Here is a 17,917-nt window from a genome sequence, read left to right as displayed (position 1 = left end):
ATCAAAACTGTTGATCCGATGGCATCCGCACTACGGGGGCACGGGAGTGTGCTCCTCGACCAATGGGAGGACTCGTGGGAGTCAGCCTCAGCAAGGGCGGCAACGTCTCGCTGACCAAGGCCGCGCCGAACCTGACGGCGGTTCTCGTCGGACTCGGCTGGGACGCGCGCACCACCACCGGCTCGGACTTCGACCTCGACGCCAGCGCCCTGCTGACGAACGCGGACGGCAAGGTCATCTCCGACAGCCACTTCGTGTTCTTCAACAACCTCAAGAGCCCCGACGGCTCCGTCGAGCACACCGGTGACAACCTCACCGGTGAGGGCGAGGGCGACGACGAGGCGATCAAGGTCAACCTGGCCGCCGTTCCGGCCGATGTCGCCAAGGTCGTCTTCCCGGTCTCGATCTACGAGGCCGAGACGCGCCAGCAGAGTTTCGGACAGGTTCGCAACGCGTACATCCGCGTCGTGAACCAGGCCGACAACCAGGAGCTGGCCCGCTACGACCTCACCGAGGACGCCTCGACGGAGACCGCCATGGTCTTCGGCGAGCTGTACCGGAACGGGGCGGAGTGGAAGTTCCGCGCCATCGGCCAGGGGTATGCCTCCGGCCTGCGCGGCATCGCCCAGGACTTCGGCGTCAACGTCTGAGGCCCGGCGCGAACGAGCGGGACAACGGTATCGACGCGGCGCCGCACGCCCTCGGGTGTGCGGCGCCGCGTGCGATCGGGCACGACTTTCGTTGGATCGACCGGGAGGAAAGGACAACATGGGCGTAACGCTCGCCAAGGGGGGAAATGTCTCCCTCACCAAGGCCGCTCCGAACCTGACGCAGGTTGCCGTCGGCCTCGGCTGGGAGGCCCGGTCCACCACCGGCGCCCCCTTCGACCTCGACGCCAGCGCACTGCTGTGCGGCGGCGGACGGGTCCTCGGGGACGAGTACTTCGTCTTCTACAACAACCTCAAGAGTCCCGACGGCTCCGTCGAGCACACCGGTGACGAGCTCGTCGGCGGTACCGGTGGCGACGACGAGACGATCCTGGTGAACCTGCTCCAGGTCCCGCAGTCCGTCGACAAGATCGTCTTCCCGGTCTCCATCTATGACGCCGAGAACCGCGGACAGAGCTTCGGTCAGGTCAGGGACGCCTACATCCGCGTCATCAACCAGGTCGACGGGGCGGAGCTGGCGCGCTACGACCTCACCGAGGACGCCTCCAACGAGACAGCGATGATCTTCGGCGAGCTCTACAGGTACGGCGGCGAGTGGAAGTTCCGGGCCGTTGGACAGGGGTACGCATCCGGGTTGCGGGGCATCGCTCTAGACTTCGGGGTCAACGTCTCGTAAAACTGCTGCGGACAGCCCGGGGGATCATCGTGTTTCAGGCCGTCTCATCCGACGTCCCCTCCTGGCGCGGACCCCATCGACCTGCAACCGATTCTTGAGTTAGGACAACCAGTGCTCCTCCGAACCTTCGGCTGGTCCCTCGGCATCACTGCCGTGGGACTGGCCTTCGCCGCCTGGGTGTGGGGGTGGGAAGGCTTCGCCGTGGTGGCGATCCTGTCCGTCCTCGAGATCTCCTTGTCGTTCGACAACGCGGTCGTCAACGCCAGCATCCTGAAGAAGATGAACGCCTTCTGGCAGAAGATCTTCCTCACCGTCGGCGTGCTCATCGCGGTCTTCGGCATGCGGCTCGTCTTCCCGGTCGTCATCGTCGCGATCACCGCCAAGCTCGGTCCGATCGAGGCGGTCGACCTGGCGATCAACAACAAGGACCACTACCAGGAGCTGGTGACCGCCGCGCACCCGGCCATCGCGGCCTTCGGCGGTATGTTCCTGCTGATGATCTTCCTCGACTTCATCTTCGAGGAGCGCGAGCACGCGTGGCTGGCCTGGCTGGAGCGCCCGCTGGCCAAGCTCGGCAAGCTGGACATGCTCTCGGTCACCATCGCGCTGATCGCCCTGATCATCACCGCGACCACCTTCGCCACGGACGTCGCCCACGACGGCGGTGACAAGGCCTCCACCGTCCTGCTCTCCGGTATCGCCGGTCTGGTCACCTACTTGATCGTCGGCGGTCTGTCCGGGCACTTCGAGAACAAGCTCGAAGAGGAGGAGGAAGCCGAGGCGGAGGCCGAGAAGGCCGGCCGGCCGTCGGCCGTCGGCCTCGCGGGCAAGGCGGCGTTCTTCCTCTTCCTGTACCTGGAGGTCCTGGACGCCTCGTTCTCCTTCGACGGCGTCATCGGTGCCTTCGCGATCACCAACGACATCTTCTGGATGGCGCTCGGCCTGGGCATCGGCGCGATGTACGTGCGGTCGCTCACCGTCTACCTGGTCCGCAAGGGCACCCTGGACGACTACGTCTACCTCGAGCACGGCGCGCACTACGCGATCGGCGCTCTGGCCGTCATCCTGCTCGTGACCATCAAGTACGAGATCAACGAGGTCGTCACCGGCCTGGTCGGTGTCTTCCTGATCGCCGCGTCCTTCTGGTCCTCGGTGGTGCGCAACCGCCGCGAGGAGGCCGAGGACGAAGGCGGCTCGGGTTCGGACGAGAAGACCGAAATCTCGGTGTGACGCGACCGCGATTGCGGAACGCTTCCTTGCGGGGCGGTCACCGGGGACAGCCCCGGGGCCGCCCCGCGGCGGTGTCGCAGCAGGTCCATGGGCATGGAGGGGGACAGGAACGTCATGTGGGACTTCTTGCGGCCGGGCAGGATGGCCAGTGTCGACAGCGGCAGCCCCTACAAGGTCACGCTGACCAAGCGGACACCGCTGATCTCCCTCACCGAGCAGGGGGCGGCCACGGGCAACCTGCGCGTCAACCTCGCCTGGTCCATGCGGGCCGCCGACTTCACCCCGGGCCGCAGCGCCGGCAGCCTGCTGCGCAACCCGCTGAGCGTCCTCAAACCGCAGGTGGTGCAGGCGCAGGGGCCGGCCATGGTCAATGTCGACCTCGACCTCGCGTGCATGTACGAGCTCGCGGACGGCACCAAGGGCGTGGTGCAGCCGCTCGGCAACTTCTTCGGCGACCTGCACAAGCCGCCGTACGTCGAGACCAGCGGCGACGACCGGTTCGGCAGCCCCTCCGGTGAGACGATCTACGTCAACCTCGACAAGAAGGACGAGATCAAGCGCCTGCTGATCTTCGTCTACATCTACGACGGCACACCGGCGTTCGACCGCACGCACGCCGTGGTCACGCTCTTCCCCAACACCGGGCCGCGCATCGAGATCGAGCTGGACGAACGGGCGCCGCAGGCCCGTTCCTGCGCGGTCCTGCTGATAGAGAACCGCAAGGGCAATCTGATGGTGCGCCGCGAGGTGAAGTACGTCTACGGCTTCCAGGCCGAGCTCGACCGCCTCTACGGCTGGGGGCTGCAATGGGCACGCGGCTACAAGAGCAAGACGTGACGAGGCCGTAGTACTGCCGAGCCCGTACCGCCGAGTCCGTACCGCTGGGGCCGCGCTGCCGGGGCCGTACCGCCGGGGCTCCGTGCCGCCGCTGAGCCGGGGCGCGGGGTTCAGGCGCTGAGCCCTTCGGCCTGATCGCGCAGCGCCCCCAGCGTCAGCTCCAGCAGCGGGTGGCGCTCGCTGCCGCGCCGCACGGCCGCGAAGACCCTCCGGGTGGGCCGGGGGCCGCTGACCGGCCGCACCCCGGCGCCCGCCAGGTCGATGCCGCGCAGCGCCGACCGGGGCACCAACGCCACCCCGGCTCCCACCGCCACCAGGGCGCAGACGGCCCGGAAGTCGTCCGAGAGGCTGTCCACGCGGGGCTGGAAGCGGGCCTGCTCGCACGCGAGCAGGACGACGTCATGGATGGGGTTGCCGGGCCACGGGGTGATCCACGGGTCCGTGCGCAACTGCGACAGCGGCACCTCGGCGGTGTGCTCGAGGCGGTGACCGGGCGGCAGCACGACATCGAACGGCTCGGCGTACAGGGGCTCGCGCAGCACCCGCTCGTCATCCCTGCCCCCGATGGTGTCCCGGTGCTCGACGGCCACCGCCACATCGACCTCGCCGTCGATGAGGAGCCGCCGGCTGGTGTGCCCCTCGGCGTCCTTCACGCGCACCCTCACGCCGGGCGCCCGCTCGCGCAACCGCGCCACGCTGGGCGCCACCACCTCGGTGATCGCGGTGGCGAACGCGGCGATCGCCACGTCACCGGTGGATCCCGCGGCGCAGGCGGCGACATCGGCCTGGGCCCGCTCGAGCTGGACGGCGATGGCCCTGGCGTGCTCGGCGAGCACCGTCCCGGCCGCGGTCAGCCGCACGGCCCGCCCGCGCCGCTCCAGCAGCGCCTGCCCCACCTCCGTCTCCAGCGCGGCCAGTTGCTGGGAGGCGGCCGACGGGGACAGGTAGAGGGACTGCGCCGCGGCCGTCACGGTGCCGTGGTCGGCCAGCGCCCGCAGCACCCGGAGCCTTCGAGGATCGATCACGGGGGCAGTCTCGCACGCTCTGTGAAGCTCAGCTTCACAGGCCCCCTGGAAAAATGGCGATGGACTTCACAGGGAGTGGCCCACCACAGTGTTCGCCATGAGGGCTTTGGTGAAGACCACCGCGGGACCGGGTCTGGAACTGACCGACGTGCCGACCCCGAAGGCGGGCGCCGGGCAGGTGCTGATCAAGGTGCTGCGCACCGGGATCTGCGGCACCGACCTGCACATCGACAGCTGGGACGACTGGGCTTCCCGGGTCGTCCGCGCACCCCTGGTGCTCGGCCACGAGTTCGTCGGCGAGGTCGTCGGGACCGGGCCGGGTGTGAAGGACGTGCGCCCCGGCGACACCGTCAGCGGTGAGGGCCACCTCGTCTGCGGCACCTGCCGCAACTGCATGGCCGGCCGCCGCCACCTGTGCATCCGCACGATCGGCCTCGGCGTGCACACCGACGGCGCCTTCGCCGAGTACGTGGTGCTGCCCGAGTCCAATGTGTGGGTCCACCGGCACGAGATCGACCTGGACGTCGCGGCGATCTTCGACCCGTTCGGCAACGCCGTGCACACCGCCCTGGCCTTCCCCGTGCTCAACGAGGATGTGCTGATCACCGGCGCGGGGCCCATCGGCATCATGGCCGCGGCCATCGCCCGCCACGCGGGCGCCCGCAGCGTCGTGATCACCGACGTCAGCGAGTACCGGCTGGAGCTCGCCCGCAAGGTCGGCGCCACCGTCGCCCTCGACGTGAGCAAGGAGCCCATCGCCGATGTCATGCCCGAACTCGGCATGAGCGAGGGCTTCGACGTCGGCATGGAGATGTCCGGCCGGGCCGACGCCCTCCAGGAGATGGTCGCCACCATGCGCCCGGGCGGCCGCATCGCGGTCCTCGGCCTGCCGACGGGCGATGTGCCGCTCGACATGGCCACGGTCGTCACCCGCATGCTCACCCTGCGTGGGATCTACGGCCGTGAGATGTACGAGACGTGGTACGCGATGTCGGTCCTCCTGCGGGCAGGACTGGACATCGGCCCGGTGATCACTCACAGGTTCGGCTACGAGCAGCACACCGAGGCATTCGCCGCCGCCCGCTCCGGCCGGTGCGGAAAGGTCGTCATCGACTGGACCCGGCCGACTGCCGAAGCTGTGCCGGCCGCCGAAGCCGTGCCGACTGCCGCGCCGACGGCCGTCTGAGCCCATCGCCCTCGCCCGAGACCCGCACACGCCGACGACGCAGCCAGAAACGAGAGGCAGACCCGTGTTCGACACCATGCGCCAGGACCTGCGCGACCAACTCGACGAGATCCGCGCCGCCGGGCTGCACAAGTCCGAACGTGTGATCTCCAGCCCGCAGTCCGCGAGCATCACGGTCGGCGGCGACGAGGTCGTCAACTTCTGCTCCAACAACTACCTCGACCTCGCCGACCACCCCGAGGTCGTCGCCGCAGCCAAGCAGGCCCTGGACGACTGGGGCTTCGGCATGGCCTCCGTCCGCTTCATCTGCGGCACCCAGGAGCCGCACAAGAAGCTGGAGAGCCGCATCTCCGCCTTCCTCGGCACCGAGGACACCATCCTCTACAGCTCCTGCTTCGACGCCAACGGCGGTGTCTTCGAGACCCTGCTCTCCGACGCCGACGCGATCATCTCCGACGAGCTCAACCACGCCAGCATCATCGACGGCATCCGCCTGTCGAAGGCCGCCCGGTTCCGCTACAAGAACCGGGACATGGCCGACCTCGAGCGCTGCCTGAAGGAGGCGGCCGCCTCGGGCGCCCGCCACAAGCTGGTCGTCACCGACGGTGTGTTCTCCATGGACGGCTACATCGCGCCCCTGGACAAGATCTGCGACCTGGCCGAGCGGTACGACGCGCTGGTCATGGTGGACGACTCGCACGCCGTCGGCTTCGTCGGCGCGGAAGGCCGCGGCACGCCCGAGCTGTTCGGCGTGACCGAGCGTGTGGACATCGTCACAGGCACCCTCGGCAAGGCCCTCGGCGGGGCCAGCGGCGGCTACGTGGCCGCCCGCGCCGAGATCGTGGAGCTGCTGCGCCAGCGTTCGCGCCCGTACCTGTTCTCCAACTCCCTCGCCCCGGCCATCGTCGGAGCCTCGCTGCGGATCCTCGACCTGCTGGCCGAGTCCGGGGACCGCCGGACACGGCTGCGGGAGAACACGGCGCTGTTCCGCTCGGAAATGGCCGCGGCCGGGTTCGACATCCTGCCGGGCGAGCACCCGATCACTCCGGTCATGGTCGGTGACGCCGCCCTCGCCGCACGGATGGCGGCGGCCCTGCTGGACAAGGGGATCTACGTGATCGCGTTCTCGTACCCCGTGGTGCCCAGGGGCAAGGCCCGGATCCGGGTGCAGCTGTCCGCCGCCCACTCCAAGGACGATGTGCTGCGGACCGTCCAGGCCTTCCGCGAGGTCCGCGAGGAACTCGTCGGCTGAGCCCTGCTCCAGAGCGAGTGCGGCGGGACCCCGAGGCGATCAGCCGGGCGGCCGGGGCGATGAGCGGGGCGACCGCGCGGGTGGCCGCCCATTTCGGTCAGGATTCCGGTCCATGGAGTCTTCTTTACTTACATGTAAAGCCGAATTATGGTCTAACGCGTCGGTAAACCCGACTGCGATCATGCTCCAGAGGGGGGAGCGCGATGCGGCGGTCGGCAGCCAGGCCCGGGTGCTCAGCGTCGAGGTGCCCGCCGCCCGACGCCACTCGCAGCCTCCCTTCCCAGGTGTGGGCTGCCGGGCCGTAGTGGAGAGTCCATGCACCACCCGCCTGCAGCGCGGTCCTCCGAGGAGGGGGCCTCCGACGCGCCTGCCCGATTGCCCCTGCCCAGTCGGCGGCAGGCGCCCGCCGGTGCCCGTGCGCCCTCCCCGGTCCGCGCCGTCCGCACCGCCGGCCCCTGGACCCTCCCCCGCACCCTCGGCTCATGCCGCAAGGCCCGCAAGGAGCTTCGCGAGACCCTCACCGCCTGGGGGCTGGAGCACCTGGTGCCGACAGCGGAGCTTCTCGTCAGCGAACTCGTCTCCAACGCGCTGCGGCACACCGACGGCCCGCTCACGCTCACCCTCGAGCGGCTGCCCGGCGGGCTGCGGGCCATGGTCGCCGACGAGAACCCCCGGCCGCCCCGGCTGGTGCGCGCGGACATCGACGACGAGGGCGGCCGCGGCATCGCCCTCGTGGACGGGCTGGCCGACCGCTGGGGCGTCGAGCCCGAGCCGGGCGGCAAGGCGGTCTGGTTCGAGCTGTGCGGCTGACCCGCCTACGATGAAGGCATGAGAAGGCCGCTCGACCCGTCCCGCACCCAGTTCGAGGACGAGGGCGAGGACCCGGACTACCGCTTCTCCCTGGCGAACGAGCGCACCTTCCTGGCCTGGATAAGGACCGCCCTGGCCCTGCTGGCGGGCGGTATCGCGCTCATGCAGTTCGCCCCGAACGTCGGCTCCCGCCATGAACGGCTGGTGCCCGCCGTCGTGCTCATCCTCCTGGGCACGGCCCTCGCCGCGATGAGCCACCGCAGATGGCGCCGCAACGAGCGGGCCATGCGGATGAAGCGGACGCTGCCGCGCACCCCCCAGATCCCCCTGCTGGCCTACGGCATCACCGCCGTCGCGGTGGGGGCCCTGGTCCTCGTGGTCCTGCTCGACCGGGTGACGTGATGCCCGAGCCGCACACGACCGTCGCCGACAGCGGACTTCAGGCCGAGCGCACCCGGCTGGCCTGGTCGCGCACCGCCTTCGCCGTGGCGGTCAACGGCTTGCTCCTGCTCCACGCGGGCGGCTTCGCGGGACATGGGGCGTCCGGCGCTCTGCCGGGGCTGGTCGTGCTGATGTGCGCGCTCGCGTTCCATCTGTGCGGGGCGCACCGGTACCGCCGTGTCTACCGCTCGCTCAGCGAGGGCCGCCCCATCACCGACCCCCCACTGATGCGCCTGATGGGGCTGCTGGCTGTCGTTCCTGGCCTGCTCGCGCTGGGCGCGGTGCTGCTCGGCCCGGCGCCTCGCTGACCGGGGCCGCTCGACGGGCTCAGCGCCTGTGCGACCGGTCCGGCTGGAACTGCGGGCCCTGCGGGGGCAGCTTGAACTCGCCGTTGGGCGGCTGGGCCGCTCCGTGCGGCTGGGGCCGCGGCGGGGGATAGCCCGCCTGGGGCTGCGGCTGGGGGTAGCCATAGCCCTGGTGCGGCTGCTGGGGGCGCTGGTTCGGATACCCGTAGGAGCCCTGCTGGGGCGGGTAGCCGTAGGAGCCGGGGGGCCGGCCCGGGGGCTGCGGCTGCGGGTAGCCGTAGGAGCCCTGGTGCGGGGGCGCGGCCGGAGGCGGAGGCGTGGACGGCTCGGCGGTGGCCGCCGGAGCCAGGGGAGCGGTGGCCGGTGCCGGGAGCGTCGGCGGGGGCGGAGTCGGCGGCGCGCTGGTCGCCGCGGGCGCGGCCGAGGGGGAGGCCGTGGGCGGGGCGGGCGCGGGCTCCGGGGCCGCCTGGGGCCGCCGTTGCGGCGGGGACGAGTGTGACGGGGACGGCTGGGAAGGCGCCCGGGACGGCTGCGAAGGCGCCGGCTGCGCCGGGGACTGGGACGGGGACTGCGTGGACGGAGCGCTCTGCCGCTGCGTCGAGGGCACGGGAGGGCCGCCGTCCGCGAGTGCCCCGTTCTCGTCGCCCTCGCCGTCGTCCACGGCGATCCCGAAGTCGGTGGCGAGGCCGATCAGCCCGGAGGTGTAGCCCTGCCCCACTGCCCTGAACTTCCACTGGTCGCGGCGCCGGTACAGCTCGCCGCAGTTCATGGCGGACTCTTCGCCCGTCTCGGGGTTGACCATGTACTCGGCCACCGCCTGGGCGTCCGGCCCCTCCGCGATGTCGTAGATGAGCACCCGCAGGTCGCCGACCGCGGAGAACGCCCCTCCGTCGACGGAGGCGGCGATCACCACGCGGTCCACCGATTGGTCCAACGAGCCGAGGTCGACCTCGACGGTGTCGGTGATGTCGCCCTGCACACGCTTCTTCGGCCGGTGGCGCACCAGCCCGGAGGGGTGGCGTGGCTGGTTGTAGAACACGAAGTCCTGGTCGGAACGCACGCGCCCGTCGGGGCCGAGCAAGAGGGCCGAGGCATCGAGATCCGGCACCCCCGCACTCGCGCTCCAGCGCAGCACCGCGCGCACGGCGGATGCCTCGAGCGGGATGTTCGACCCCTTCACCATCGCGTGCGTCATGGCTGTAATCCTGCCCTCCCGGGGGTGGGAGGGACAACGCGGCTGCCGGTGGCAGAGCGGGTTGCTTTGCGGAAACGTGGTTGTTTCGTGGTCTTCACGTAGTTGGGAACTCCACGCCTGACCGCGCACGTACGATAATCGGCCACGTAGACAGTAAAGGTCCCTTCAAGAGCGGGAGATATATGCGCCATTTCGGGCACCTGGAGGAGGGTGTACGCGCAGGGCTGTTCCACGAGCAGCCCCGGCGCTTCGACGCGGACGCGTCCGCGGAGACCCTCTCCTACGCGCTGGGCGCGACCCTCTACAGCCCGGCGACGCGCCCCGCGCTCGCGGACGACGTCGTGAAGCTCGCGGGCCGCGGGGTCATCTCGATGGTCCTGTGCCTCGAGGACTCCATAGCCGACGGCGAAGTGCCCGCGGCCGAGGAGAACCTCGTCCGCCAGTTCGCCCTTCTCGCCGACCTCGCCGAACGCGGTGCCGACCTCCCGCTGATCTTCGTCAGGGTGCGCACCCCCGAGCAGATCACCGACCTCGTTCGCCGGCTCGGCGGCACCGTCCGCCTCTTGTCCGGATTCGTACTTCCGAAGTTCACAGAGGAGTCGGGCGGCCCCTTCCTCGAAGCGCTCACCGCCGCCGAGTCCGACAGCGGCCACCGCCTCTTCGCCATGCCGGTCCTCGAGTCCCCGCAGCTGCTCCACCTCGAGACCAGGCACGAGACCCTGCTGGGCATCTCCCGCGTCGTCGACAAGTACCGCGACCGGGTCCTCGTCCTGCGGCTCGGCGTCACCGACTTCTGCTCCGCCTACGGACTGCGCCGCCCGCCGGACCTGACCGCGTACGACGTCCACGTCGTGGCCTGCGCCATCGCCGACGTCGTCAATGTCCTCGGCCGCGCCGACGGCACCGGCTACGTCGTCACCGGACCGGTGTGGGAGTACTTCAAGGCGGGCGAGCGGATGTTCAAACCACAGCTGCGCCGCTCCCCGTTCTTGCAGGTCGCGCCCAGGGCGGAGAAGCTGCGCACCCAGCTCATCGAGCACGACATGGACGGCCTCCTGCGCGAGATCGAACTCGACCGGGCCAATGGACTGCTCGGCAAGACCTGCATCCACCCCACCCACGTGGCCCCCGTGCACGCGCTGTCCGTCGTCACGCACGAGGAGTACACGGACGCCCTCGACATCCTCCAGGTCGACAGGGCGGGCGGCGGTGTGCTGCGCTCGGCGTATACGAACAAGATGAACGAGGCCAAGCCCCACCGTGCCTGGGCCGAACGGACCCTGCGCCGGGCCGAGGTCTTCGGCGTGGCCCGCGAGGACATCTCCTTCGTGGAACTGCTCACCGCCTCCCTGCCGTCCTGATCCCCGGCGCCCGCGCCCATCGCGTCGAGGCGCCCCGCAGACATCCCCCCGCCCGCACCGCAGCAGCCCCAGCAGAAGGAACCGCATGCCCGACAAGAACGCCTGGTCAGGACAGTGGGTCGCGCAGCGTCTCGGCCTCGCCCTGCACGGCGAGGGCGTGCCCGCGCTCCTCGGCCTCGCCCTGCGCCGCAACCCCAAGCGCGCGCATCTGCTCGTCTCCCAGGTCCTGGGCAAGCATGTCCCCCAGCGCCCCTCGGTCGTGCTGGGCGCGGGGACACGGCTCGGCGAGCGGGTCCGCGAACTCCTCGGAGACGAGCAGGCGGACCGCGCCGTCGTCCTGGGCTACGCCGAGACCGCGACCGGCCTCGGCCACAGCGTCGCCGACGGCATCGGCGGCGTCACCTGCCTGCACTCGACCCGTCGCCCCGTTCCCGGCATCGACCTGGTGGGCGGCTTCGAGGAGGAGCACTCGCACGCCACCTCGCACCTGCTCCTGCCCGAGGACCCGCTCCTGCTCGCGGGCGACGGGCCGCTGGTGCTGGTGGACGACGAGTTCTCCACCGGCCGGACCGTCCTCAACACCATCGAGGCGCTGCACGCCCGTGCCCCGCGTCGGACCTACGTCATCGTGGCGCTGGCCGACATGCGCTCCGAGGAGCACCGGGCGCACCTCCAGGCGTTCGCGGCACGGCTGGGCGTGCGGGTGCACGTGGTGGCGGCCGTGACCGGGACCGTTCAACTCCCCGAGGGCATCCTCGAACGCGGCCAGGCGCTCGTCGCGGAGCACGACGGCGGCGACACCCCGCCCAGCGGCCGCGGCTCGTCGGCGAAGATCGACCTCGACTGGCCGGCCGGGGTGCCCGACGGAGGCCGCCACGGCTTCACCCCCGAGCACCGGGCGGCGCTCGACGACGCCCTGCCCGGCATGGCCAAGCAGCTCGCCGAGTCCGTCGACGGAGCCCGCAGGATCCTCGTCCTCGGCTTCGAGGAGCTGATGTACGCACCGCTGCGGCTGGCCCTGGCGCTCGAGCAGGCCCTCGGCGAGGACCGCGAGGTGCTGTTCTCCACGACCACCCGCTCCCCGGTCCTGGCCGTGGACGAGCCCGGATACGCCATCAGGACCCGGATCTCGTTCCCAGCCCACGACGACCCGGTGGACGGACCGGGCCCCCGCTACGCCTACAACGTGGCCGCGGGGAACGATCCCGGCCGCCGCTTCGACGCGGTCGTCCTCGTGGTCGACTCCGCCGCCGACACCCCGGCGCTGCACACGCCCGGCGGGCTCGTCGACAAGCTGCGCGGGACCACCGACCGGGTGGTGCTGGCCGTCGTCCCCTCCTACCTCCCCGCCCGCGCCCTGCCGAGCCCGTTGCACGGTCCGGGGTTCGGCTCCTACGCGCACGACGAGGTGTCCTGGCTCCTGCAGGACCTCTCCGACGTCGCCCTCGAAGCGCCCACCGAGGAGCGCGAGGAGGCGATCCAGAGCGGTGGCGCGCACTACGCCGAGTCGCTGCCCGTGGAATACCAGCCCAGCGATGAGTACCAGGCGCTGTTCAGGGCGGCGCTGGAGTCCTCGGCCGAGCGGATCGCGCGCGCCGTCGGAGTGGTGACCGACACGGTCCTGGCCGAACGCGGCCGCGGCGCCGTCCTGGCCTCGCTCGCCCGCGCCGGAACGCCCGTCGGGGTGCTCATGCGCCGCTGGGCCCGGCAGGTCCACGGCATCGACCTGCCGCACTACGCGGTCTCCATCGTGCGCGGCCGCGGCATCGACACGGTCGCGATGCGCTACCTCGCCGCCCGCCACAACCCCGCCGACGTGGTCTTCGTGGACGGCTGGACCGGCAAGGGCGCCATCACCCGCGAGCTCGCCGAGGCCCTGTCGGGCTTCGAGGGCTTCGTCCCCGAGATCGCCGTGCTCGCCGACCCCGGCGGCTGTGTACGCACCTATGGCACACGGGACGACTTCCTGATCCCGTCCGCGTGCCTGAACTCCACCGTCTCCGGCCTGGTCTCGCGAACGGTGCTGCGTGCCGACCTCGTGGGGCCGAACGACTTCCACGGGGCGAAGTTCTACCGTGAACTCGCCGACGCCGATGCCTCCGGCCTCTTCGTCGACACCGTCACCGAGCGGTTCGGCGCCGTCCGCGAAGCCGTCGCCGAGGACGTCGAGGCCCTCGCCGGCCACGACCGCGCCCCCACCTGGGAGGGCTGGGCCGCCGTCGAGCGCATCAGCGAGGAGTACGGCATCGGGGACGTCAACCTCGTCAAGCCCGGCGTCGGCGAGACCACCCGCGTCCTGCTGCGCCGGGTCCCCTGGAGGATCCTGGCCAAGCGCGGCGCGGGAGCCGACCTCGACCACGTCAGGCTCCTCGCCCGGCAGCGCTCGGTCCCCGTCGAGGAGGTCGACGGCCTTCCCTACTCCTGCGTCGGCCTGATCCACCCCAAGTACACCCGAGGCGCCGTGGGTGCCTCGGGCACGGCCGCCGGAGGCAGCGCCCAGTGACGACCAGCCCAGAGCCGACCGGCGCAGTGACGACCGGGTCGGCGACGACCGGCCCGCTGTTGACCGGGCAGGAGGCGGCAGCGACCGGCACCCTCGTCGCCAGCGATCTGGACCGCACGCTCATCTACTCCAGCGCCGCCCTCGCCCTCGAGGTGCCGGACGAGCAGGCCCCGCGCCTGCTGTGCGTGGAGGTGTACGAGCACAGGCCGTTGTCGTTCATGACCGAGCGCGCGGCCGAGATGCTCCGTGAGCTCGCCGAGGCGGCCGTCTTCGTCCCCGCCACCACCCGCACCCGAGAGCAGTACCGGCGCATCCATCTGCCCGGCCCGGTCCCGCCGTACGCGATCTGCGCCAACGGCGGCCACATCCTCGTCGACGGCAAGACCGACCACGACTGGCGCGCCCTGGTCCAGCAGCGCCTCGCCGACGACTGCGCCCCGCTCGCCGAGATCCGCGCCCACCTCGCTGCCGAGGCGGACCCGGCCTGGCTGCTGAAGGACCGGGTGGCGGAGGACCTGTTCGCCTATCTGGTCGTCGAGCGCCGTCTGATGCCCGACGCGTGGCTCGCCGGGCTGACCGCCTGGGCGGACGACCGCGGGTGGACGGTCTCGTTGCAGGGCCGCAAGGTCTACGTGGTGCCCAAGCCGCTGACCAAGAGCGCCGCCTTGGAGGAGGTCGTGCGCCGCACCGGCACCACCCGGATCCTGTCCGCGGGCGATTCCTTCCTCGACGGGGACCTGCTGCGGGCCGCCGACCTCGCCTGGCGCCCCGGCCACGGCGAACTCGCCGAGACGGGCTGGTCGTCGGAGGGAGTCATCGCGCTGGAGACCGTCGGGGCGGCGGCGGGCGAGGAGATCGTGCGCCGCATGCTGGCGGCGGTGACGGGGTGAGCTGCCTCGGCCGTCCGACATGCCGTCCGACTCCGCCCACGCCCGCACGGCCGGCCGACCGGCTGTGAAGCGGGCAGCGCCGCCGCGGCGGGAGCCGGACGCCGTCAGACCCTGACGACCCGAGTGCAGCGGGCGCGCTGCCGCTTCACCCGTTCCGCGTTCGGCCGCTCGCTGGCCTCGATGAACGCGAGCGCCGACTCCTCGGTCATACCGCCGGTGGTGTGGCGCTCCCGGAGCCGTTCCTCGCGGACGGAATCGGCCGCCTCGACGAACCACAGCTCGTCCAGCAGTTCCCCCACCTCGCGCCATCCCGGGGCGTCGTCGGCGAGGTAGTTGCCCTCCGTGACCACGAGCCGGGTCCGCGGCGGGACCACGAGCGAGGCCGCCACCGGTTCGTCGACGATTCGGTCGAAATCCGGGGCGTGGACGGGGTACTCGGTCTCGGACAGCAGACGACGCAGAAGAGAGAGATAGCCGAACACGTCGAACGTCTCGGGTGCGCCCTTACGATGGCGCAGTCCCAGCCGCTCCAACCGGGCGTTGGACAGATGGAACCCGTCCAGCGGCACATAGGCGGCGGTATAGGGGCCGAGCCGACGATTGACGCCGTCGACGAGCCGCCTCGCCAGGGTGGACTTCCCCGCCGCCGGGGCACCCGCCAGGCCGAGCAGCTTGCGCGCGTCCCCGGAGTCCGCGAGGGTCACGGCATCGTCGATCAGCGCGTCGGACATGAAGGCCACCCTACGGTGGGGCGCCCTTCGAGAGGAGCCGTGGGCAGTGATGAAACACCTGGTGATGACCCCCGAGCTGTACCGGTACGTGCTCGACCACAACCCTCCGCTGGACGAGGTGCAGACCGGCCTGATCGAACGCACCCACAGCCTCGGCGGCATCGCGATGATGCAGATCGCCCCCGAGCAGGCCCCGTTGCTGGCCTTCCTGGTGCGGCTTGTGGGCGCCAGGCAGGTCGTGGAGATCGGGACCTTCACCGGGTTCTCCTCGCTGTCGATGGCGAAGGCCCTGCCCAAGGACGGGCGCCTGCTGGCGCTGGACGTCTCGCAGGAGTGGACGTCGATCGCCCGCGAGGCGTGGGAGCGGGCGGGGGTCGCGGACCGCGTGGAGCTGCGGATCGGCCCGGCCGCGGAAACGTTGCGCCGACTCCCTGCCGAGCCCTGGATCGACCTGGCGTTCGTGGACGCGGACAAGCCCGGCTACATCACGTACTGGGAGGAGCTCGTGCCCAGGGTCCGGCCCGGCGGGCTGATCGTCGCGGACAATGTGCTGTACCACGGGGACGTGGCCGACTCCGGCATATACGAGAACGCCCAGGCCATCCGGGCGTTCAACGATCATGTGAAGGCCGACCCCCGGATGGACTCGATCCTCCTGCCCATCGCCGACGGGGTCACCATCGCCCGGCGCCGGGACGAAGCGGAGACCGTCTCACCAGGCCTGTGAGACCACCACGACGGCCGCGTCGGCGCGCTGCACACCCGCCTCGCGCAGCAACTGCCCCGCGATCACCAGCGGGGTGCGCGAGAGCAGGCCGGGCATCGCGTCGACGCGCCAGCGGTTGGTGACGCCGTTGGTGTGCAGCACCAGCGCCCGGAAGCGGCGCAGCGGGTACTGGTAGGTGCGCGGCTCCCCGATCCGGCGGCCGACGACGCCCGGAGACCCGGCCAGGCCGATCCGCGAGGTCTCCGAGACGAGGGCGCCGGCGATGTCGCCGACCCCGCAGACCATCGCCCGGCCCTCGATCGAGTCGATCCGCACCACGCAGACGGCGCCTCCCCGGGTGTCGCGCAGAGCGGCGTCCAGGCGGGCCATCACCGCGTCGGGCTCGGTGTCGCACTCGTCGTTGAACGCCGCCACGGCCGCACGGGACGCGGCCGCGGCGGCCGCCCCATGGCCCTGGCCGTCGCAGAGCATCACCATCAGGTACCCGCCGCTCTCCCTCGCCGCCCAGCGGTCACCGCACACCGTCTCGCCGTGCATGGGGCGGGTGATGCCGCCGACGCACCACAGGCGGTCGGACGGGGGACCCGAGGCCCAGAAGTGGACCGTGAGGACCGTGCCGCGCCCGGGCACGGAGTGGACATCGAACGCGTCCGCCAGCCGTTCCACCGCCCCCAGCCCTATCCCCAGCGTGCCGACCGCCTCGACCGCCGCCAGCCCGAGCATGTCCTTGCGGCGACGGGGAGCGGAGACGTCGCGCATGCCGGGGCCCTGGTCGACCGTCACGAGTTCCAGCCCGGCCATGCCGCCGCGCAGCACCGTTCTCAGCAGCACCCGGCCCTCGTCGGCGTGCAGGCGCACATGCTCGGCGACCTCGGTGGCGGCGATGGCGATGTCGGCGACGCGCTCGGCGGCGAACCCGCAGCCGCCGGCCAGGCGCACCGCGGTCTCCCGCACGGCCGCGGGCATCCCCGGGCCGTCGTCGCTGTACCAGGCGACGTCCTCCACGGACAGGACCGGGTCCGTCATACAAGCGCCCCCTCCGCCGCCGTGCCCGTGGTCACCCGGTAAGTCCTACCCGTGGTCGTCCCCGGCTCAGTCCCGGTCGCCCGACCGGGCGCGCCGTCCGCCGGCCGGTGGCTCAACCGGTCTCTCAGCGGCGTTCTCAGCGGGGTTCTCAGCCGGTTCCGGGGACCCCGCGCCGGGGGAGCGGGTGCCGCTGCCTCCCGGCGGCGATCGCCCGCGCCGCCTCGGCCTCGCGCGCGGCCTGCTCCGGGTGGCGCTGGCGCCAGTAGGGATTGTTGTGCGGCAGCGTCGTACTGACCCGTCCGTACATGCCGAAGACCATGAGCATCAGCCCCACCAGGAAGCTGAAGATCACATTGGACATGTGGAAGGCCAGGAAGTTGTTCCCGGTGTCCAGCAGCGCCAGGTTCACGAAGCCGCTGACGATGAACAGGATGCCGAGGACCATGTTCAGCGTCGAGGCGGTGTTCCCCCCGATGACCATCCCCACGAGCAACAGCGCCCCCACGACCACCGACAGGGTGCTGAGCGCGCCATTGGTGTTCAGTCCCGCGACGGTGTCCCCGTGCGTGCTCAGGAAGGGGATGTTGTTGGTGAAGCCCAGAATCCCGAACGTCACCAGGACCAGTCCCATGAGGCCGGCGCCCACGCGGTAGACCTGGCTGAGCCTGTGGTCCACGGGCAGCTCTTCCTCGAGCCTTCGGGTCTGAACCTTGATGCCCTTCATCGCCCGGCCTCCTTCGTCCGTGAGGGGACAGGCCCAGGAGTCCAGGATCCGCCCCTACGGGCCCCCGGACAACTCAGCCGCAGCAGCCTCCTCCGCAGCAGCCGCCGCCTCCGCCCCCGCCGCCGCTCTGCGGTGCCGGGCGCGCCGAGGCGCTCGCGGTGCCGGTGACGGCCACCGTGGACAGCAGCTTCACGGTGTCGCCGTGGCCCTCGGGGCAGGGAGCGGGTGCGTTCGACTGGGACATGGGGCGGCGCATTTCGAACGTGGCGCCGCACGTCTTGCAGCGGTACTCGTAGCGAGGCATGCCCCTAGCGTAGCCAGGCGGCCCGC

Annotated in this window: 18 protein-coding genes and 1 pseudogene; 13 read left to right on the top strand and 6 right to left on the bottom strand. The window is 71.3% G+C overall.

Going from position 1 to position 17,917, the window contains the following annotated elements; all coding sequences use genetic code 11:
• Positions 1–74: 74 nt before the first annotated feature.
• From IEY86_RS01265 to IEY86_RS01250, 4 genes are all read left to right on the top strand, one after another.
• On the top strand, positions 75–650 hold the full coding sequence (locus IEY86_RS01265; RefSeq protein WP_189129546.1) for a TerD family protein: 576 nt from the start codon (positions 75–77) through the stop codon (positions 648–650).
• 118 nt (positions 651–768) lie between these two features.
• A complete protein-coding gene (locus IEY86_RS01260; RefSeq protein WP_189129545.1) occupies positions 769–1,344 on the top strand; it encodes a TerD family protein in 576 nt (191 codons plus the stop codon).
• A 111-nt stretch (positions 1,345–1,455) separates the two neighbouring features.
• Positions 1,456–2,574 carry a DUF475 domain-containing protein gene (locus IEY86_RS01255; protein ID WP_189129544.1) on the top strand — a complete coding sequence of 373 codons (1,119 nt, stop codon included), beginning with the start codon at positions 1,456–1,458 and terminating at the stop codon, positions 2,572–2,574.
• A 114-nt stretch (positions 2,575–2,688) separates the two neighbouring features.
• On the top strand, positions 2,689–3,411 hold the full coding sequence (locus IEY86_RS01250; RefSeq protein WP_189129731.1) for a TerD family protein: 723 nt from the start codon (positions 2,689–2,691) through the stop codon (positions 3,409–3,411).
• A gap of 110 nt (positions 3,412–3,521) precedes the next feature.
• Here IEY86_RS01250 and IEY86_RS01245 read toward each other — a convergent pair whose 3' ends face one another.
• Entirely contained in the window at positions 3,522–4,436 is a 915-nt protein-coding gene (locus tag IEY86_RS01245; RefSeq protein ID WP_189129543.1) for a LysR family transcriptional regulator, read from the bottom strand.
• A 97-nt stretch (positions 4,437–4,533) separates the two neighbouring features.
• Between IEY86_RS01245 and tdh the strand changes: the two are divergent.
• From tdh to IEY86_RS01220, 5 genes and pseudogenes are all read left to right on the top strand, one after another.
• Positions 4,534–5,556, top strand: a pseudogene (gene tdh / locus IEY86_RS01240) (L-threonine 3-dehydrogenase); the annotation flags it as partial.
• Between the two features lie 130 nt (positions 5,557–5,686).
• On the top strand, positions 5,687–6,874 hold the full coding sequence (locus IEY86_RS01235; protein WP_189129541.1) for a glycine C-acetyltransferase: 1,188 nt from the start codon (positions 5,687–5,689) through the stop codon (positions 6,872–6,874).
• Between the two features lie 315 nt (positions 6,875–7,189).
• Positions 7,190–7,684: an ATP-binding protein gene (locus tag IEY86_RS01230; RefSeq protein ID WP_189129540.1), complete on the top strand. Its 495-nt coding sequence runs from the start codon at positions 7,190–7,192 to the stop codon at positions 7,682–7,684.
• 18 nt (positions 7,685–7,702) lie between these two features.
• The gene (locus tag IEY86_RS01225; protein WP_189129539.1) at positions 7,703–8,086 is read left to right on the top strand and encodes a YidH family protein; all 384 of its coding nucleotides are present in this window, start codon (positions 7,703–7,705) and stop codon (positions 8,084–8,086) included.
• Positions 8,086–8,433: a DUF202 domain-containing protein gene (locus IEY86_RS01220; RefSeq protein ID WP_189129538.1), complete on the top strand. Its 348-nt coding sequence runs from the start codon at positions 8,086–8,088 to the stop codon at positions 8,431–8,433. The genes IEY86_RS01225 and IEY86_RS01220 overlap by 1 nt, the downstream gene beginning before the upstream one ends.
• 19 nt (positions 8,434–8,452) lie before the next feature.
• On the opposite strand, the gene IEY86_RS01215 is transcribed toward IEY86_RS01220, so the two are convergent.
• Positions 8,453–9,625 (bottom strand): TerD family protein, encoded by a 1,173-nt coding sequence (locus tag IEY86_RS01215; RefSeq protein ID WP_189129537.1) that lies wholly within the window; start codon positions 9,623–9,625, stop codon positions 8,453–8,455.
• 182 nt (positions 9,626–9,807) lie between these two features.
• On the opposite strand from IEY86_RS01215, the gene IEY86_RS01210 reads away from it, so the two are divergent.
• The 3 genes from IEY86_RS01210 to IEY86_RS01200 all read left to right on the top strand — a co-directional run bounded on the left by IEY86_RS01210 (position 9,808) and on the right by IEY86_RS01200 (position 14,379).
• A complete protein-coding gene (locus IEY86_RS01210; RefSeq protein WP_189129536.1) occupies positions 9,808–10,986 on the top strand; it encodes an HpcH/HpaI aldolase/citrate lyase family protein in 1,179 nt (392 codons plus the stop codon).
• A gap of 85 nt (positions 10,987–11,071) precedes the next feature.
• Positions 11,072–13,489, top strand: a complete 2,418-nt coding sequence (locus IEY86_RS01205; protein ID WP_189129535.1) for a phosphoribosyltransferase — start codon at positions 11,072–11,074, stop codon at positions 13,487–13,489.
• A gap of 56 nt (positions 13,490–13,545) precedes the next feature.
• Positions 13,546–14,379 carry an HAD family hydrolase gene (locus tag IEY86_RS01200; protein WP_373286942.1) on the top strand — a complete coding sequence of 278 codons (834 nt, stop codon included), beginning with the start codon at positions 13,546–13,548 and terminating at the stop codon, positions 14,377–14,379.
• Between the two features lie 104 nt (positions 14,380–14,483).
• Here the strand turns inward: IEY86_RS01200 and IEY86_RS01195 are convergent, their stop codons facing one another.
• Complete coding sequence (locus IEY86_RS01195; RefSeq protein WP_189129534.1) at positions 14,484–15,110, bottom strand: nucleoside/nucleotide kinase family protein; 627 nt, start codon at positions 15,108–15,110, stop codon at positions 14,484–14,486.
• Positions 15,111–15,159: 49 nt separating this feature from the next.
• Here IEY86_RS01195 and IEY86_RS01190 point away from each other — a divergent pair, with 49 nt between their 5' ends.
• Positions 15,160–15,837, top strand: a complete 678-nt coding sequence (locus tag IEY86_RS01190) for an O-methyltransferase (protein ID WP_189129533.1) — start codon at positions 15,160–15,162, stop codon at positions 15,835–15,837.
• On the opposite strand, the gene IEY86_RS01185 is transcribed toward IEY86_RS01190, so the two are convergent.
• From IEY86_RS01185 to IEY86_RS01175, 3 genes are all read right to left on the bottom strand, one after another.
• Positions 15,823–16,863 (bottom strand): SpoIIE family protein phosphatase, encoded by a 1,041-nt coding sequence (locus IEY86_RS01185; RefSeq protein ID WP_189129532.1) that lies wholly within the window; start codon positions 16,861–16,863, stop codon positions 15,823–15,825. The genes IEY86_RS01190 and IEY86_RS01185 overlap by 15 nt on opposite strands.
• 148 nt (positions 16,864–17,011) lie before the next feature.
• Complete coding sequence (locus tag IEY86_RS01180) at positions 17,012–17,587, bottom strand: DUF4383 domain-containing protein (RefSeq protein WP_189129531.1); 576 nt, start codon at positions 17,585–17,587, stop codon at positions 17,012–17,014.
• Positions 17,588–17,660: 73 nt separating this feature from the next.
• Positions 17,661–17,891: an FmdB family zinc ribbon protein gene (locus IEY86_RS01175; protein WP_189129530.1), complete on the bottom strand. Its 231-nt coding sequence runs from the start codon at positions 17,889–17,891 to the stop codon at positions 17,661–17,663.
• Positions 17,892–17,917: the final 26 nt, after the last annotated feature.

Source organism: Wenjunlia tyrosinilytica (assembly GCF_014646055.1).
Lineage (GTDB): Bacteria > Actinomycetota > Actinomycetes > Streptomycetales > Streptomycetaceae > Wenjunlia > Wenjunlia tyrosinilytica.
This window is presented reverse-complemented; position numbering and strand designations above follow the sequence as displayed.

Bases quoted from the DNA above. Each gene is read 5' to 3' on its own strand.
- IEY86_RS01180 (WP_189129531.1), bottom strand. From the start codon at position 17,587: ATGAAGGGCATCAAGGTTCAGACCCGAAGGCTCGAGGAAGAGCTGCCC.
- IEY86_RS01175 (WP_189129530.1), bottom strand. From the start codon at position 17,891: ATGCCTCGCTACGAGTACCGCTGCAAGACGTGCGGCGCCACGTTCGAA.
- IEY86_RS01190 (WP_189129533.1), top strand. From the start codon at position 15,160: ATGAAACACCTGGTGATGACCCCCGAGCTGTACCGGTACGTGCTCGAC.
- IEY86_RS01225 (WP_189129539.1), top strand. From the start codon at position 7,703: ATGAGAAGGCCGCTCGACCCGTCCCGCACCCAGTTCGAGGACGAGGGC.
- IEY86_RS01185 (WP_189129532.1), bottom strand. From the start codon at position 16,863: ATGACGGACCCGGTCCTGTCCGTGGAGGACGTCGCCTGGTACAGCGAC.
- IEY86_RS01230 (WP_189129540.1), top strand. From the start codon at position 7,190: ATGCACCACCCGCCTGCAGCGCGGTCCTCCGAGGAGGGGGCCTCCGAC.
- IEY86_RS01210 (WP_189129536.1), top strand. From the start codon at position 9,808: ATGCGCCATTTCGGGCACCTGGAGGAGGGTGTACGCGCAGGGCTGTTC.
- IEY86_RS01260 (WP_189129545.1), top strand. From the start codon at position 769: ATGGGCGTAACGCTCGCCAAGGGGGGAAATGTCTCCCTCACCAAGGCC.
- IEY86_RS01215 (WP_189129537.1), bottom strand. From the start codon at position 9,625: ATGACGCACGCGATGGTGAAGGGGTCGAACATCCCGCTCGAGGCATCC.
- IEY86_RS01250 (WP_189129731.1), top strand. From the start codon at position 2,689: ATGTGGGACTTCTTGCGGCCGGGCAGGATGGCCAGTGTCGACAGCGGC.
- IEY86_RS01195 (WP_189129534.1), bottom strand. From the start codon at position 15,110: ATGTCCGACGCGCTGATCGACGATGCCGTGACCCTCGCGGACTCCGGG.
- IEY86_RS01205 (WP_189129535.1), top strand. From the start codon at position 11,072: ATGCCCGACAAGAACGCCTGGTCAGGACAGTGGGTCGCGCAGCGTCTC.
- IEY86_RS01220 (WP_189129538.1), top strand. From the start codon at position 8,086: ATGCCCGAGCCGCACACGACCGTCGCCGACAGCGGACTTCAGGCCGAG.